Here is a 15,874-nt window from a genome sequence, read left to right on the forward strand (position 1 = left end):
GTCAGAAGCGCGGGCGCGCCGTGTCCTCGGGCGCATCGTTGTCGTCGATGGGCTGGCCGTATTTCATCCGCCGCATCTTCTCCGCCACCCGCGCGATCTCGTCGGGCGGCAGGATCACCGGCTCGCCGAACTGCTGGGCATAGAGATACTGGCGGGCCAGCGTCTCGACCTCGACCGCGAGCGCCAGGGCCCCCGCCACGCTGGTCCCCAGCACGATCATGCCGTGGTTGGCCAACAGGCAGGCGAGCCGCCCGTCCAGCGCCGTCAGGGCGTGATCCGACAGGTCCTGCGTGCCGAAGGTGGCGTAAGGGGCGCAGCGGATCGAATCGCCGCCAGTCAGCGCCACCATGTAATGGAAGGACGGGATGCCGCGGCCATGCACCGCCAGCGCGGTGGCAAAGGCCGGATGGGCGTGGAGGACGACCGTCACGTCCGGCCGCGCCCGCAGGATGTCGCGATGGATGCGCCATTCCGACGAGGGCCGGCGGCTGCCGAGATAGGTGCCGTCGAACCCCATCTCGACAATGTCGGCCGGGGTCATCGCGTCATAGGGCATGCTGGTCGGCGTGACCAGGAAGCCCCCGTCGATCCGCTGCGACAGGTTGCCCGACATGCCCTGGTTGATGCCCAGCCGGTTCATGGCGAGACAGCCGTCGATGACGGCCTGACGTTCGAAAAGGTTGCTGGTCATGGCGGGCGCATCCGGAATGGCGGGAGCGCCCAAGGGGCCATGGAGTGCAGACAGGGTCAAGAGGGGAGCGGGGGGGAAAGGTGGACACATCCCCCCGCCTTTGCCCTACTCCGCCGGCGTCCCGTGGTGATGGCCGTGGCGCACCTTTTCGCCGGTCACCTCCTCGACCCACAGGGAATGGTGCTCGCGCGCCCATTGCAGTTCGACCTGCCCGTCGCCCATGGCGTCGAAGGCGCCCTCCATGCCGACGGAGCCGATGTAGATGTGCGCCAGGATGATGGCGATCATGATCACGGCAATCGCGGCATGGGCCAGCTGGTAGAGCTGCATCTCCTCCAGCGTGGCGAAGCTGAAGGGGAAGATCAGCTGCACGCCGGTGAAGCCCAGCGCCGCACCGCCGACGACGGTGGACCAGAAGATCACCTTCTGGCCGCCGTTGAACTTGTGCGCCGGCGGGTGGACGCCCTTGGAGAACAGGCCGCCCGCCTTCAGGAACCAGGTCAGGTCATGGCGCGACGGGATGTTGTGGTGCACCCACAGGACGAAGATCAGCGCCACGCCCAGGATGAAGGCGAAGCCTAAGAAGTTGTGCGCCAGCTTGCCGTAATGGCTGAGCGCGGCGAAGGGTTCCGGCCCGATCAGCGGCAGCAGCGTGTGCCGGCCGTACAGCACATTCAGGCCGGAAATGGCGAGCACGACGAAGCTGCTGGCGGTCATCCAATGCACGCCGCGCTCGAAGGCGTTGAAGCGCTGGATGGTGCGGCCGGTCTTCTCGCCGTCGATGCGGATGCGGCCGCGGACCAGGAAGAACAGAGCCAGCAGGGCCAGGATGCCGCCAAGCACCCAGGACCCGTACTGGCTGAGCGGACCGTTGCGCACCGCGCGCCACGCCTCGCCTTCCGACTGGATCAGCACGCCGGACTGCTTGTTGGGAATCGAGACGGTGCCCTGCTCGCCCAGGCGGATGGCGTGCCAGCTGTCGCCGCGGCTCTGGCCCGGGATCTGGGTCGGCACCATCGGCCCGTCGCGGTCGACCTGCTGCTCCGCCGCCGGCCCGCCGATCCGGACGCTGGACTGGGCGGCGGCCGGCAGCGCCAGACCGACGGCAAGTCCGATCCCGAGCAGCAGAGCGGCGGCAGCCGTCTTCATGCGATGACCTTCCATCGGACGCTCCCTATCGCACACCCTGATAGGCGGTGCGCTGTTGCAGCGCCCGCACCTGTTCGGCGCTCAACGGCGTGTCGGCCGCGCCCCGGTAGACGCCCTTGTCCAGATGGACCGGGCGCGGCGTCCCGTCCTCCTGGCAGCCGGCCAGCAGGACGACGGCGCCGAACGCCAGCACAGCGGCCCGGATGACGGTCACCGTCACAGCCCCTGCTTCTGCAAGGTGCCCCCGCCGGCCGGACCGCCGGTGCCCTGGAACAGCGAACCGCCGGGCTGACCGCGCTCCTGGCCCGACCTGGTCTGGTAGGCGGTGCCCCAGCCCCAGGCGCCGGAGCCGAAACCGCGGGCGGCGACGCGCTCGCGGTAGATGTCCGACACCTTGTCGGCATCGCCGGCCAGCAGCGCCTTGGTCGAGCACATCTCGGCGCAGAGCGGCAGCTTGCCCTCGGCCAGACGGTTGCGGCCGTACTTCTTGAACTCGGCCTCCGAATTGTCGGGCTCGGGACCGCCGGAGCAGAAGGTGCACTTGTCCATCTTGCCGCGGGTGCCGAAGTTGCCGGCCTGCGGATATTGCGGCGCGCCGAACGGGCAGGCGTAGAAGCAATAGCCGCAGCCGATGCACAGATCCTTGTTGTGCAGGACCACGCCTTCGTCGGTCTGGTAGAAGCAGTCGACCGGGCAGACCGCCTTGCAGGGCGCGTCGGAGCAATGCATGCAGGCGACCGAGATCGTCCGTTCCCCCGGCTTGCCGTCGTTGATGGTCACGACACGGCGGCGGTTGATGCCCCAGGGGATCTCATGCTCGTTCTTGCAGGCGGTGACGCAGGCGTTGCACTCGATGCAGCGCTCGGCGTCGCACAGGAATTTCATCCGGGCCATGGTTCAAACTCCTGCGCGTCAGGCCGCCTGGATGCGGCAAAGGGTGGTCTTGGTTTCCTGCATCTGGGTCACCGAATCGTAGCCGTAGGTGGTCGCCGTGTTGGCGGCCTCGCCCAGCACGATCGGGTCGGCCCCGGCCGGGTATTTGGAGCGCAGATCCTGGCCCTGATACACGCCGCCGAAATGGAAGGGCATGAAGGCGACGCCGCGGCCGACACGCTCGGTCACCATCGCCTTGACCTTCACCTTGCCCTTTTCCGGACCCTCGACCCAGACCAGCTGGCCATCCTTGACGCCGGCATTGTTGGCGTCGAACGGGTTGATCTCGACGAACATGTCCTGCTGCAGCTCGGCCAGCCAGGGGTTGGAGCGTGTCTCGTCGCCGCCGCCCTCATACTCGACCAGACGGCCGGAGGTGAGGATGATCGGGTATTCCTTCGACACGTCGCGGTCCTGGATGGACTTGTAGAGCGTCGGCACGCGCCAGGACTTGGTGTCCTTGTAGGTCGGATAGCTGGCGACCAGATCGCGGCGCGGGGTGTAGAGCGGCTCGCGGTGGATCGGAACCGGGTCCGGGAAGTTCCAGGCCACGCAGCGGGCCTTGGCGTTGCCCGGCGGGTTCAGGCCATGCTTGATCGCCACGCGCTGGATGCCGCCGGACAGGTCGGTAGTCCAGGAGACGGCACCGATCTTGTCGCCGCCGATCTTCTGGATGACCGCCAGTTCCTCCGGCGTCAGGTCGGCGTCGAAGCCCAGCTTCTGGAGCATCGCCATGGTGACTTCCGGATAGCCGTCCTTGATCTCCGACCCTTCCGGATAGGAGCCCTCGGCCAGCAGCGTCACGCCGTTGCGCTCGACGCCGAAGCGGGCGCGGAAGGCGCCGCCGCCCTCGGCCACCGGCAGCGAGGTGTCGTAGAGGTTGGCGGAGCCCGGATGCTTCATCTCCGGCGTGCCCCAGCACGGCCAGGGCAGGCCGAAGTAATCGCCGTCGCACGGGCCGCCGACGGCGCGCAGCGTCGTCTTGTCGAAGGTGCCCTGATGCTGCATGTGCAGCTTGAGGCGCTCCGGCGACTGGCCGGTGTAGCCGACCGACCACATGCCGCGGTTCCATTCGCGGGTGATGTCCTCGATCGACGGCTCGTTGCCGTTGACCTTCACGTTCTTGACCAGATCCTCCGCGAAGCCGAACTTCTTCGCGAAGAGATACATGATCTCGTGGTCGGTCTTCGATTCGAACAGCGGCTCCATGATCTTGTCGCGCCACTGGACCGAGCGGTTGGACGCGGTGGCGGAGCCGGAGGTCTCGAACTGGGTCGCGGCCGGCAGCAGGTAGAAGTTGTCCTTGCGGTCGGGCAGCACCGCCGTCATCGTCGGGTACGGATCGACGACGACCAGCAGCTCCAGCTTCTCCATCGCCTTCTTCATGTCGGGCAGACGGACCTGGCTGTTCGGCGCATGGCCCCAGAAGACCATGCCCTTGACCGGGTTCGGCTGGTCCAAATTCTCCTTGGCTTCCAGCACGCCGTCGAACCAGCGCGACACCGGGATGCCGGTGCTCTCCATCAGCGCCTTGGAACCGAAGCGCTTCAGGATGCCGTCATAGGGGAGATCCCAGACGCGCGCCCAGTGGCGCCACGCGCCCTCGGCCAGGCCGTAATAGCCGGGCAGGCTGTCCGAGGTGACGCCGAAGTCGGTCGCGCCCTGGACGTTGTCGTGGCCGCGGAAGATGTTGGTGCCGCCGCCCGACACGCCGACATTGCCCAGCGCCAGCTGAAGCACGCAATAGGCGCGGGTGTTGTTGTTGCCGATGTGGTGCTGGGTGCCGCCCATGCACCAGACCAGCGTGCCCGGACGGTTGGAGGCCAGCGTGCGGGCGACGCGGTGCAGCTGCGAGCCCGGAACGCCGGTGACCCGCTCCACCTCTTCCGGCGTCCATTTGGCGACCTCGGCGCGGATGTCGTCGAAGCCGTAGACGCGCTTGGCGATGTAGTCCTTGTCCTCCCAGCCGTTCTGCAGAACGTGCCAGAGGATGCCCCAGACCAGCGCCACGTCGGTGCCGGGGCGGAAGCGGATATATTCGTTGGCGTGGGCGGCGGTGCGGGTGAAGCGCGGATCGGCGACGATCAGGGGAGCGGCGTTCTGCTCCTTCGCCTTCAGCACATGCATCATGGCGACGGGGTGCGCCTCGGCGGCGTTGGAGCCGATGAAGAACAGCGCCTTCGACTTCTGGATGTCGTTGTAGCTGTTCGTCATGGCGCCGTAGCCCCAGACGTTCGCCACGCCGGCCACGGTGGTGGAGTGGCAGATGCGCGCCTGATGGTCGACGTTGTTGGTGCCCCACAGCGCGGCGAACTTGCGGAACAGATAGGCCTGCTCGTTGCTGTGCTTGGCCGAGCCGAGCCAGAACACCGAATCCGGGCCGGACTGCTCGCGGATCGACAGCAGCTTGGAGCCGACCTCCTCGATGGCCTGGTCCCAGCCGATCCGGGTCCATTTGCCGTCGACCATCTTCATCGGATAGCGCAGGCGGCGCTCGCCATGGGCGTGCTCGCGCACCGAGGCGCCCTTGGCGCAGTGCGAGCCGAGGTTGATCGGGCTGTCGAAGCCGGGCTCCTGCCCGATCCAGACGCCGTTCTGCACCTCGGCCACCACGGTACAGCCGACCGAGCAGTGGGTGCAGACCGACTTGACCTGCTTGACCGGCGCGCCGGCGACGGCGGCCGCGGTGGCGGCGTCGGCCTTCTTCACCATGCCGAAGGGCATGGCGGAGGCCAGCGCGGCACCGCCGGCGGCGATGCCGGAGGTGCGCAGGAAGGCGCGGCGGTCCACCGTGACGCCGGTGGCGGTCGCCAGCGTCTGGGTCAGGGTACGGGCAAGGTGGCGGCCGCCGGAGGTGGCCGAGCTTTTCTTGATGAGCATCGGGGCGTTCCTCTTAGAAGCGGCTGACTTCGTAGACCTTCCGGACATGGTCGGTCTCGCGGTAGCCCGTGGAGGTCGTCTCTGCCGGCGCGGCCTCGGCCGGTCCGCCGGTGGCGGTCACGCCGGCCGCAACGGCACCCAGCGCGCCGACGCCGAGGCCGGCGGCGCGGAACAGGTCGCGACGGGCGAGCCCCTTGTCCGTGCTCTGCGTATCCTTGCCCTGTTTGACAGCTTCATCAGTGGCTTTGACCGCGTTCCGCGTCATGGCTTCGCTCCTCACTTCAGGCCGCAAGGTCGAAGGCGCGCGCCTCGACCGCCAGAAAACTCCGTCCGACCGCACCGACCGCCCGATAGAAGCGGGCCGACGGCGAGGTCTCCAAATCCGCGAAGAACCGCCCGGCCCAGGAACCGACGTGGCGGTCGAAGAAGGCCCGCTGCCCATCGAGACCGACGATGTCGCCGTCCTCCGGCGCGAACTCGCCGCCGATCAGGCCGGCCATCATCTCGCACAGGGCGGCGATGTGGTCCTCCGGCTCCGTCACGCCGTCGGCGCGGGCGATGCCCAGCCGCGCCATGGCGACGCGCAGCTCCGCCAGCGGCTTCTCGTTCAGGAAACCGGTCAGGTAGAAGGATCCGTAGGGGGTGCGCTCGCTGCCGCCGACGCCGATGAAGAGGGTGGTGAACTCCTCCTCCACCGCCGCCGGGTCACTGTCGCGCGCCGCTTCGGCCAGCCGGTCGAGAGCCGCGCTAAACTCGCCGCCCTCCCCCGCCAGCCCGCCCAGCGCGGTCAGGAACGCCGCATCGGGCGGGCGCGCGAACAGGCGCGCCAGCAGGGCATAGACCTGCGCGCGGAACAGTTCTTCCTCCGCCACCGCGGGGGGGACGATATGATCGACGGCGCTGGACACGTGCCGCAAACTCCTCCCGGAAACGCAAGACGGGGGCGGCGGCGTCCGCGGTCCTGCCGCGCGCCGTTTTTGGAACCGATGCCGCACCCCTTTTGATGCACCTGCGAAAAGCCTTTGCCTTACAGTGACTTAGCAATCCACAGACAGACAATAGAAGGACTGAACCTATCCTTTTGTCAACCAAGGACGCACCCGGAAGTGGGGACAAATGAATCTTTATCGCGCCGCTATGCTCGCGGTAACAGAGCGCCCCTTTGTTTTGAGGGGGTCCGCGCCGGCGCGACGATCCGTCGCATTTCGGGAGTGAATTTGCGAGGCGGGACTTGCTTTGAGGGCAAGCCCCCTCTCCCTCCCTGGGGAGAGGGTCGGGGTGAGGGGGATGCATGGCATGGAGAGATGGGGAGTTGGGGACTGTCCGCGGGAAAATAAGGTCTCGCTGCGCCCCCCTCGCCCTAACCCTCTCCCCGGGGGGGAGAGGGGATTGGCGATTGGGAAGAGGGAGCGTCCTCCACGACGAGTTCAGCTTCGACTTCGGCCCCCTCTCCCTCCTCGTCCAGCGTGTCGAGAAAGCCCTTGCCGACGCGGTAGAGGGTCTTCACCGGCACCCCGCCGGTGAACAGGCTGGCGTAATCGTCGGCGTAGTCCTTCAGCCCGTCGTCGTTGGCGTAGATCGGGTCGGAGGTCCACAGCTTGCGCAGGGCCTGACGGTGCAAATCCTCCGGCACCTCGGCGCGCAGGAAGGGAGTGAAGTCGGACTCGCCGGTCAGTTCCTCGATCGGCGGCAGGTCCTTCAGCGGATCGTCGGCCTCGGCTTCCGGCTGGACGCTGCCCGGCGGGCTGTCTTCCGTTACGGCAACGGGAAGCTCCGCAGCCTCCTCCGCTGGCGGAACAACGGCCAGCGGCACCTCCGGCGGGACCGGCTCCGGCTTGACCGCCGTGCGTTTCAGGCGCGACCAGCGCGACAGGAAGGCTTCGCCGCTCACCGCCGCCCCTCCTCCTTCTCGAAGTGGCGCTTGCGCTCGCGCTTGTGGAAGGGGACGTCGACATGGTGCTGCTCGACGAAGTCGCGGACCAGCGCGATCAGCTCCGCCGGCATCGGCACCGTCTCCACCACGTCGGCCCCGATCTGATAGCCCTCCCCTTCATGGGCCGACGCCGTGACCGTGAAGGGCACCAGTTCCTCTCCGTCCCCACCGGGGCGCATCACCACCCACAGGCGCGGCGGGTCCTGCGACAGGTTCAGGCGATAGCCTTCGGTGTCGGTGCGGAACAGCTCCAGCGTCAGGGTGGCGGCGTGGCTGTGGCTCCAGCCGTCGCCCTCCATCAGCAGGCGGCCGGATGGCTCGACCGGACCGGCGCCGGGAATGACCGAGACCGGGCGCCAGCTCCAGTCGGCCCAGGCGGTGACGCCGCGGCGGCGCTCCACCACGATGCCCAGAGGCATGGTCTCGATGCGCTCAAGGGCTTGGGGAACGGGCTTGTCCGTCATGACGCATGTCCCGACGCCAGCAGGCGTTCCGCCTCGGCCAGATCCTCCGGCCGGTTGGTGTTGAAGAAGGGATCGACGGGATCGACGGCGAAGTCCGCGACGGCCAGCCTGTGGCGGGCGGTCCAGGCATCGACCTTGCGGACGCCCTCCTCCACCATGGCGCGGCGCAGGTCGCCGGCCAGACGGATAGGCCACAGCCCGAAGACGGGATGCTCCTGCCCGCCCGACCGGGCGCAGGCGAGATCGGCGCCCTCATGCTCCAGCGCCGCCACCATGCGGGTGACGAGGTCGCGCGGAATGAAGGGCGCGTCGGTGGCGAAGCTGGCGACCCAGGCGATGCCGGGGGCGGTGCCGCGCATCCACTCCATGCCGGTCAGCACCCCGGCGAGCGGGCCGGCATAGCCCTCCACCACATCGGCGGCGACCGGCAAATGGAGATGGGCGAAGCGGGCCGGATCGCCGTTGGCGTTCAGCACCAGCGGCCCGACCTGCGGCCGGACGGTGGCGACGATGCGTTCCAGGATGCTGCGGTCGCCCAGCGGGCGCAGGCACTTGTCGCCGCCGCCCATCCGGCGCGACAGCCCGCCGGCCAGCAGAACGCCGCCAATGTCGGGATGAATTGAATTAGTCGTCATCGCGGCTTCCCTTGCGTCCATGCCGGCGATCTTCGTCGCCGGCTCCCGCGGCATCGGTGTCGAAGACCAGCCGGTCGGTCCCGGCCAGCGCGATGAAGCGCCTGCCCTTGGCCCGGCCGACCAGCGTCAGGTTAGCCTGCCGCGCCAGCTGCACGCCCCAGGCGGTGAAGCCAGAGCGCGAAACCAGGATCGGAATGCCCATCTGCACCGTCTTGATGACCATCTCAGAGGTCAGGCGGCCGGTGGTGTAGAAAATCTTGTCCGAAGCCGAAATGCCGTTCAGGTGCATGTAGCCGGCGACCTTGTCCACCGCATTGTGGCGGCCGACATCCTCCATGTAGACCAGCGGCCTGTCCTCCTGGCACAGCACGCTGCCATGGATGGCGCCGGCCTCCAGATACAGGCTGGGCTGCAGGTTGATCTGCTTCGACAGCGCGTAGATCCACGAGGTGCGCAGCCGCACGTCGGCCGGCAGACGGACGGATTCGAAAGTTTCCATGACATCACCGAAGGCGGTCCCCTGGGCGCAGCCTGAGGTCAGCGTCTTCTTCTTCAGCTTGGCCTCGAAATCGGTCGCGCGCTCGGTACGGACGACGACGGTGTCGGTCTCCTCGTCCACGTCGATGCCGGTGATGCGGTCGTCGCGCCGTAGCATGTTCTGGTTCAGGAGATAGCCGACGGCCAGACAGTCGGGATAGTCGCCGATCGTCATCATGGTGACGATCTCCTGCCCGTTCAGGTACAGGGTCAGCGGCCGTTCCACCGTCACGGCGGTCTCGATCTCGCGGCCGTCCTGGTCCAGGCCGCGGACGCGCTCGGTCAGCTTGGGATTCGCCGGGTCCGGCGCTATGGTGAAGGTCTTCAGGCTCATGGTCGGGCTCATGCGCGCGAGTGTGGGCGAGCGGCGTCCGTCGGACAAGCCCTCGCCGAAGTTATTCGAACAGTGATTTGGACTTCATGCAGGATTTTTCCCAAGCCCTGGCCGTGGCTTTTTCCATGATCCTGTCGATGGACGACGCACTGATGCGGATCGTCGGTCTGTCGCTGCGGGTCAGCCTGTCCGCCGTCGCCATCGCCACGCTGATCGGCCTGCCGCTGGGTGCCGCCGTCGCGGCGCTCAGCTTTCCCGGCCGCCGGGCCGTCGCCGTCGCGCTGAACACCATGATGGGACTGCCGCCGGTGGTGGTCGGGCTGGTGGTCTATCTGCTGCTGTCGCGCTCCGGCCCGTTCGGGGTGCTGGGCCTGCTGTTCACGCCGACGGCGATGATCGTCGCCCAGACGGTGATGATCGTGCCCATCGTCGCGTCGCTCGCCCGCCAGACGGTGGAGGATCTGCTGGCCGAATATGACGACCTGCTGCGCGTCACCGGCGCCGGCCCGGTCCGCCGGCTGGCCACCCTGCTGGCGGAGGCGCGCTGGAGCCTCGTCACCACCGTGCTGGCCGGCTTCGGCCGCGCCTCGGCGGAGGTCGGGGCGGTGATGATCGTCGGCGGCAACATCGAGCACGTCACCCGCGTCATGACCACCGCCATCGCGCTGGAGACCAGCAAGGGCGACCTGCCGATGGCGCTGGGGCTGGGGCTGGTGCTGATGACCCTGTCGCTGGCGGTGAACCTCACGGCATCGCTGCTGAAGGAGACGGCGGCCAGACCGGCCTGAGCCCCGGCCCGGCAATGGCCCGGTCCTGGGTTGGAAAAGATCGGCCAGGCCTTTGCACCCGCGGCCCGACTGCGCTATGCCAGCAAGACAACAACGATGTGGGAGGAGTTGAGGGATGCTGCGCCGTTCATTCGTGCTGGGCTTCGCCGCCGTGGCCGTGGCCGGTCTGGTCCAGGCCGCCGCCCCGTCGGCCGCACTGGCCGCCGACCGTTTCATCACGGTGGCCTCCACCACCTCGACCGAGGATTCGGGCCTGTTCGGCTCGCTCCTGCCGAAATTCACCGCCAAGACCGGGATCGAGGTGCGGGTCGTCGCCAAGGGAACCGGTCAGGCCATCGACCTCGCCAAGCGCGGCGACGCCGACGTGCTGTTCGTCCACCACAAGCCGTCGGAGGACAAGTTCGTCGCAGAGGGCTTCGCCACCGTGCGCAAGCCGGTGATGTACAACGACTTCGTCATCGTCGGCCCGTCCAGCGACCCGGCCGGCGTCAAGGGCAGCAAGGACGTCGCCCAATCCCTGTCGAAGATCGCCGGTGCCAAGGCGCCCTTCGTGTCGCGCGGCGACGACAGCGGCACGCACAAGGCCGAATTGTCCCTGTGGAAGACGGCCAACCTCGACCCGACCAAGACGGAGGGCGGCTGGTACCGTTCCATCGGCCAGGGCATGGGGCCGACGCTGAACACCGCCGCCGCCATGAACGGCTATGCCCTGACCGACCGCGGCACCTGGCTGAACTTCAAGAACCGCGGCCCGCTGACGGTGCTGGTCGAGGGCGACAAGCGCCTGTTCAACCAGTATGGCGTGATGCTGGTCAACCCGGCCAAGTTCGCCCACGTCAAGGCGGCCGACGGACAGGCCTTCGTCGACTGGCTGGTCTCCGCCGAGGGGCAGAAGGCCATCGCCGACTACCAGATCAACGGCGAGCAGCTGTTCTTCCCGAACGCCAACGAGCCGGGGGCATAAGGAGCGGCGGGTCCCTGCGGATCCTTCCATCCGGAAGGGTCGCGGGAACCGTCCAGCCAGCGTTTGTCCGGATCGCCCCTGACAAGATTCCCATTCCCATCGCCCTGCATTCCCCCATATGAGTGTCCTCAGGCCAGGGGCGTCAGCCCCAAGCGACAGGAGTTTTGGGGACGATGAAGATCGGCGAACGGACGGTGCTCGTCTGCGATTGTGCGCACAGCATCGCGCTGGACGGGACGGCGCTGGGCAAGGCTTGCGGCGAGGGCGGCACCCCCACCGTGCACACCCAGCTCTGCCGGGCGCAGCTCGACCGATTCGAGGCGGCGGTCGCCACCGGTCAGCCGCTGCTGGTCGCCTGCACCCAGGAAGCGCCGCTGTTTGCCGAGATTGCGGCGGACGTGGCACCCGACACATCCCTGACCTTCACCAACATCCGCGAGCGCGCCGGCTGGTCGGACGAAGGCGCCCAGGCGCTGCCGAAGATCGCGGCGTTGCTGGCCGAGGCCGCCCTGCCGATCCCGCCCACCGGTGCGCTGACCCTGACCTCCCAGGGCACCTGTCTGGTCTATGGCAACGATGAGCGCGCCATCGAGGCCGGCCGGGAACTGGCCAAACGGCTGGACGTCACCGTTCTGCTGACCAGTGCCAGGGACATCCCGCCGCCCCCGGTGATGGACGCGGCGATCTTCCGCGGCCGGATCCGCAGCGCCCGCGGCTGGGTCGGCGCCTTCGAGATCGTGGTGGACGACTATGCCCCGGCCCTGCCCTCCTCCCGCGGCGCTCTGGGCTTCGAGCCGGTGCGGCAGGGGGCGTCGGCCCGCTGCGACCTGATCCTCGATTTGACCGGCGGCACGCCGCTGTTCCCCGACCACAAGCGCCGCGACGGTTATCTGCGGCCCGACCCCAACAGCCCGGCACAGGTCGCCAAGGCGCTGCTGGACATCGCCGATCTGGTCGGCGAGTTCGAGAAGCCGCGCTTCGTCGACTTCAAGGCCGATCTCTGTGCCCATTCGCGCAGCCGCAAGACCGGCTGCACCCGCTGCCTGGACGTCTGCCCGACCGGGGCGATCACGCCGAACGGCGACCATGTCGCCATCGACCCGCATGTCTGCGCCGGCTGCGGATCCTGTGCCGCGGTCTGCCCGACCGGTGCCGCGACCTACGCCCTGCCGCCGGCCGCCACCGTCTATGAGCGGCTGCGGACGCTGCTGTCCACCTACCGCAAGGCCGGCGGCGCCGCTCCGGCGCTGCTGATCCACGACCCGCGCCATGGCGACGCCCTGGTCGGCATGATGGCGCGGCATGGCCGCGGCCTGCCGGCCCGCGTGCTGCCCTTCGCGCTGAACGAGGTAACGCAGGTCGGCTTCAACCTGTTCGCCCTGGCGCTGGCCTATGGCTGCACCCATGTCCGCCTGCTGACCGGACCGGAGAACGAAGGCGAGACCGCCGGCCTCGCCTCGCAGATCGGGCTGGCGGAGGCCGCCTTCAGCGGGCTCGGCTACGGCTCCGGCCGGGTGGCGGTGATCGACGCCGCCGATCCCGATGCGGTGGCGGACGAGCTGTGGGCCCTGCCGGCCGACGCGGTCGAGGCGGGGATGTTCCTGCCGATGGGGCCGAAGCGCACGGTCACCATGCTGGCGCTGCGCCATCTGCACAAGGCCGCCCCGGCTCCGGTGGAGGTTCTGCCTCTGCCGCCGGGTGCGCCCTTCGGCCGGGTGTCGGTGGATGTCGAAGGCTGCACGCTGTGCCTGTCCTGTGTCGGTGCCTGCCCGACCGGGGCGCTGCTCGACAATGCCGACAAGCCGATGCTGTCCTTCGCCCAGGACGCCTGCGTGCAGTGCGGCCTGTGCAAGACCACCTGCCCGGAGAAGGTCATATCCCTGGTGCCGGAGATCGACTTCCGCGACCGGGCCCGCGGTGCCGCGGTGGTGAAGGAGGAGGAGCCCTTCTGCTGCGTGTCCTGCGGCAAGCCCTTCGCCACCAAATCCTCCATCGAGAAGATCGTGACGACGCTGGCGGGCAAGCACTGGATGTTCGCCACGCCGGAGGCCGCCAACCGCATCCGCATGTGTGAGGATTGCCGCGTCCGCGACCAGTTCGAACGCGGCAACGAGCCCTTCGCCCTGGGCCAGCGGCCGGTGCCGCGCACCACCGACGACGACCTGCGCGAACGCGAGGAAGCCGAACGGGCAGCACAACCGGCGGCGGTGCGGCAAAAGCTGATGTGACGCCACGACCCCTTGATCGTCGTCAAAGTCGGCATACCGTGATGTGGAATACGCTCCCGTCACCGTTGCACATCGTGCGTGTGGCGAACATATACTGTGGTGGCCCGTCAGCGGCCGCCCCTGGAGTCCAGCGATGACCAACCCTGTGTCCGAAGCCTTGCCGTCAGCCGCCGTCGCTCCGCTGGTCGATCCGTTCGGCCGCAAGGTGGAATATCTGCGCGTGTCGGTGACCGACCGCTGCGACCTTCGCTGCGTCTACTGCATGGCCGAGGACATGAGCTTCCTGCCGAAGGCGGAGGTGCTGACGCTGGAGGAGCTGGACCGGCTGTGCAGCGCCTTCGTCAAGCTGGGCACGCGCAAGCTGCGCCTGACCGGCGGCGAGCCGCTGGTGCGGCGCGACGTGATGCGGCTGATCCATTCGCTGGGCCGCCACATCAAGTCGGGCGACCTGGACGAGCTGACGCTGACCACCAACGGCACCATGCTGTTCAAGCATGCCGCCGGGCTGTTTGATGCCGGGGTGCGGCGGATCAACGTGTCGCTGGACACGCTCGATCCGCACAAGTTCCAGGCCATCACCCGCTGGGGCAAGCTGGACAAGATCCTGGGCGGCATCCAGGCGGCGAAGGAAGCCGGGCTGAAGATCAAGATCAACACGGTGGCGCTGAAGGGCGTCAACGACGACGAGATCCACCGCATGGTGGCGTGGTGCGGCGAGCAGGGCTTCGACCTGACCTTCATCGAGGTGATGCCGATGGGCGACATCGGCGAGGGCGCCCGGCTCGACCAGTACTGGCCGCTGACCATGCTCAAGGCCGAGTTGCAGACGCGCTGGACCCTGACCGAGAGCGACCACCGCACCGGCGGCCCCGCCCGCTATGTCCGGGTGGAGGAGACCGGCCAGCGCGTCGGCTTCATCACGCCGCTGACCCATAATTTCTGCGAAAGCTGCAACCGCGTTCGGCTGACCTGCACCGGCACGCTCTACATGTGCCTGGGCCAGGAGGATGCCGCCGACCTGCGCACGCCGCTGCGCGTCAGCGACGAGGACGGCCCGCTGATCGACGCGGTGCGCGAAGCGATCACCCGCAAGCCCAAGGGCCACGACTTCATCATCGACCGCCGCCACCAGGGGCCGGCCGTCGGGCGGCACATGAGCGTCACCGGGGGGTGAGGGACTGAAATCCCGCAGGTCCGATCAGCAACCAAGAGCGAGCACCGCCATGCCCCTGCCCTTCCTGACCGGACTGCGCGTCATCGACCTCGGGCAATATCTGCCCGGCCCCTATGCGGCACAGCTTCTCGGCGACCTGGGCGCCACGGTGGTAAAGGTGGAGCCGCCGGGGGGCGATCCGCTGCGCCGGCTCGGCCCCGCCGACAGCGACGGCACCACCGCCGCCTACAAGCTGCTGAACGCTGGCAAGACCGTCATCCGCATCGACCTGAAATCGGCCGGGGGACGCGCGGCGCTCGAAGGGCTGCTGGCGAAGGCCGACGCGCTGATCGAGAGCTACCGGCCGGGCGTGATGGACAAGCTGGGGCTTGGGCGGGAGAGGCTGCGGGAGATCAACCCGCGGCTGGTCCATGCCAGCCTGTCGGGCTGGGGTTATGACGGCCCCTATGCGACGCGGGCCGGGCACGACCTGAACTATATGGCGGTCGGCGGCGGGCTGGACGCCTCCGGGCTGCCGGACCGGCCGGTGATCAGCTACCTGCCGGTCGCCGATTTCGCCTCGGCCCAGCAGACAGCGCTGGCGGTTGCGGGTGCGCTGCTGGGGCGGGAGCGGACGGGAGAGGGCTGTTTCCTCGACCTGTCGATCATGGAATCGGTGCTGGGCTGGCAGGGCATGACCCTCACCGCGGCGGCGCGCGGCACCCTGCCGAAGCGCGGCGAGGCGCTGCTGTCGGGCGGGGCCGCCTGCTACCGCATCTACCGCACCGCCGACAACCGCTTCATCACCCTGTCGGCACTGGAGGCCAAGTTCTGGGCCGGCTTCTGCGAGGCGGTCGGCCGTCCCGACTGGATCGTCCGGCAAGAGGATCCCCTGCCCCAGACCGCCCTGACGGCGGAGCTGGAGACGCTGTTCGCCGGCCGGACGCTGGCGGACTGGAAGGCCCTGCTCGATCCGGTCGATTGCTGTTTCGAGGCCGTGCCGGAACTGGCGGAGGTCCACGACCATCCGCACATCGCCGCCCGCGGGCAGGTCCGCGTCTCGGCCGGCCCGGAACCGCTGGTGGAGACGCTGATGGGCCTGCGCGTCGACGGCGCCCCGCCGCCGGCACGCGCGCCCTTGCGGGAAAGCGACGCCGCGGCGGTGATGGCCGGCTGGGAATAGGG

The 15,874-nt window shown here is 68.5% G+C and carries 16 protein-coding genes; 5 read left to right on the forward strand and 11 right to left on the reverse strand.

Annotated elements, in window-relative coordinates; translation table 11 throughout:
• Position 1: 1 nt before the first annotated feature.
• From VH569_RS06380 to fdhD, 11 genes are all read right to left on the reverse strand, one after another.
• On the reverse strand, positions 2-691 hold the full coding sequence (locus VH569_RS06380) for a class II aldolase/adducin family protein (protein ID WP_423314618.1): 690 nt from the start codon (positions 689-691) through the stop codon (positions 2-4).
• A 105-nt stretch (positions 692-796) separates the two neighbouring features.
• On the reverse strand, positions 797-1,840 hold the full coding sequence (locus VH569_RS06385; protein ID WP_423314619.1) for a formate dehydrogenase subunit gamma: 1,044 nt from the start codon (positions 1,838-1,840) through the stop codon (positions 797-799).
• A gap of 25 nt (positions 1,841-1,865) precedes the next feature.
• Positions 1,866-2,054: a hypothetical protein gene (locus VH569_RS06390; protein ID WP_423314620.1), complete on the reverse strand. Its 189-nt coding sequence runs from the start codon at positions 2,052-2,054 to the stop codon at positions 1,866-1,868.
• Positions 2,055-2,056: 2 nt separating this feature from the next.
• Positions 2,057-2,734, reverse strand: coding sequence for a formate dehydrogenase FDH3 subunit beta (fdh3B, locus tag VH569_RS06395; RefSeq protein WP_423314621.1), 678 nt, complete (start codon positions 2,732-2,734; stop codon positions 2,057-2,059).
• An 18-nt stretch (positions 2,735-2,752) separates the two neighbouring features.
• On the reverse strand, positions 2,753-5,653 hold the full coding sequence (locus tag VH569_RS06400) for a formate dehydrogenase subunit alpha (RefSeq protein WP_423314622.1): 2,901 nt from the start codon (positions 5,651-5,653) through the stop codon (positions 2,753-2,755).
• Between the two features lie 13 nt (positions 5,654-5,666).
• The gene (locus tag VH569_RS06405; RefSeq protein WP_244592863.1) at positions 5,667-5,918 is read right to left on the reverse strand and encodes a formate dehydrogenase; all 252 of its coding nucleotides are present in this window, start codon (positions 5,916-5,918) and stop codon (positions 5,667-5,669) included.
• A gap of 16 nt (positions 5,919-5,934) precedes the next feature.
• The gene (locus tag VH569_RS06410) at positions 5,935-6,561 is read right to left on the reverse strand and encodes a TorD/DmsD family molecular chaperone (RefSeq protein ID WP_423314623.1); all 627 of its coding nucleotides are present in this window, start codon (positions 6,559-6,561) and stop codon (positions 5,935-5,937) included.
• A gap of 452 nt (positions 6,562-7,013) precedes the next feature.
• The gene (locus VH569_RS06415) at positions 7,014-7,544 is read right to left on the reverse strand and encodes a DUF3306 domain-containing protein (protein WP_423314624.1); all 531 of its coding nucleotides are present in this window, start codon (positions 7,542-7,544) and stop codon (positions 7,014-7,016) included.
• Positions 7,541-8,050, reverse strand: coding sequence for a DUF3305 domain-containing protein (locus VH569_RS06420; protein ID WP_423314625.1), 510 nt, complete (start codon positions 8,048-8,050; stop codon positions 7,541-7,543). The genes VH569_RS06415 and VH569_RS06420 overlap by 4 nt, the downstream gene beginning before the upstream one ends.
• A complete protein-coding gene (mobA, locus tag VH569_RS06425; RefSeq protein WP_423314626.1) occupies positions 8,047-8,685 on the reverse strand; it encodes a molybdenum cofactor guanylyltransferase MobA in 639 nt (212 codons plus the stop codon). The genes VH569_RS06420 and mobA overlap by 4 nt, the downstream gene beginning before the upstream one ends.
• Entirely contained in the window at positions 8,675-9,556 is an 882-nt protein-coding gene (gene fdhD / locus VH569_RS06430; RefSeq protein WP_423314627.1) for a formate dehydrogenase accessory sulfurtransferase FdhD, read from the reverse strand. The genes mobA and fdhD overlap by 11 nt, the downstream gene beginning before the upstream one ends.
• Positions 9,557-9,642: 86 nt before the next feature.
• Here fdhD and VH569_RS06435 point away from each other — a divergent pair, with 86 nt between their 5' ends.
• The 5 genes from VH569_RS06435 to VH569_RS06455 all read left to right on the forward strand — a co-directional run bounded on the left by VH569_RS06435 (position 9,643) and on the right by VH569_RS06455 (position 15,872).
• On the forward strand, positions 9,643-10,344 hold the full coding sequence (locus VH569_RS06435) for an ABC transporter permease (RefSeq protein WP_423314628.1): 702 nt from the start codon (positions 9,643-9,645) through the stop codon (positions 10,342-10,344).
• A 115-nt stretch (positions 10,345-10,459) separates the two neighbouring features.
• Positions 10,460-11,308, forward strand: coding sequence for a substrate-binding domain-containing protein (locus VH569_RS06440; protein ID WP_423314629.1), 849 nt, complete (start codon positions 10,460-10,462; stop codon positions 11,306-11,308).
• Between the two features lie 173 nt (positions 11,309-11,481).
• Positions 11,482-13,536 carry a 4Fe-4S dicluster domain-containing protein gene (locus VH569_RS06445; RefSeq protein ID WP_423314630.1) on the forward strand — a complete coding sequence of 685 codons (2,055 nt, stop codon included), beginning with the start codon at positions 11,482-11,484 and terminating at the stop codon, positions 13,534-13,536.
• A gap of 133 nt (positions 13,537-13,669) precedes the next feature.
• The gene (gene moaA / locus VH569_RS06450) at positions 13,670-14,710 is read left to right on the forward strand and encodes a GTP 3',8-cyclase MoaA (RefSeq protein WP_423314631.1); all 1,041 of its coding nucleotides are present in this window, start codon (positions 13,670-13,672) and stop codon (positions 14,708-14,710) included.
• A 49-nt stretch (positions 14,711-14,759) separates the two neighbouring features.
• On the forward strand, positions 14,760-15,872 hold the full coding sequence (locus VH569_RS06455; protein ID WP_423314632.1) for a CaiB/BaiF CoA transferase family protein: 1,113 nt from the start codon (positions 14,760-14,762) through the stop codon (positions 15,870-15,872).
• Positions 15,873-15,874: the final 2 nt, after the last annotated feature.

The organism is Azospirillum sp. 11R-A (genome assembly GCF_049472615.1).
Lineage (GTDB): Bacteria > Pseudomonadota > Alphaproteobacteria > Azospirillales > Azospirillaceae > Azospirillum > Azospirillum palustre.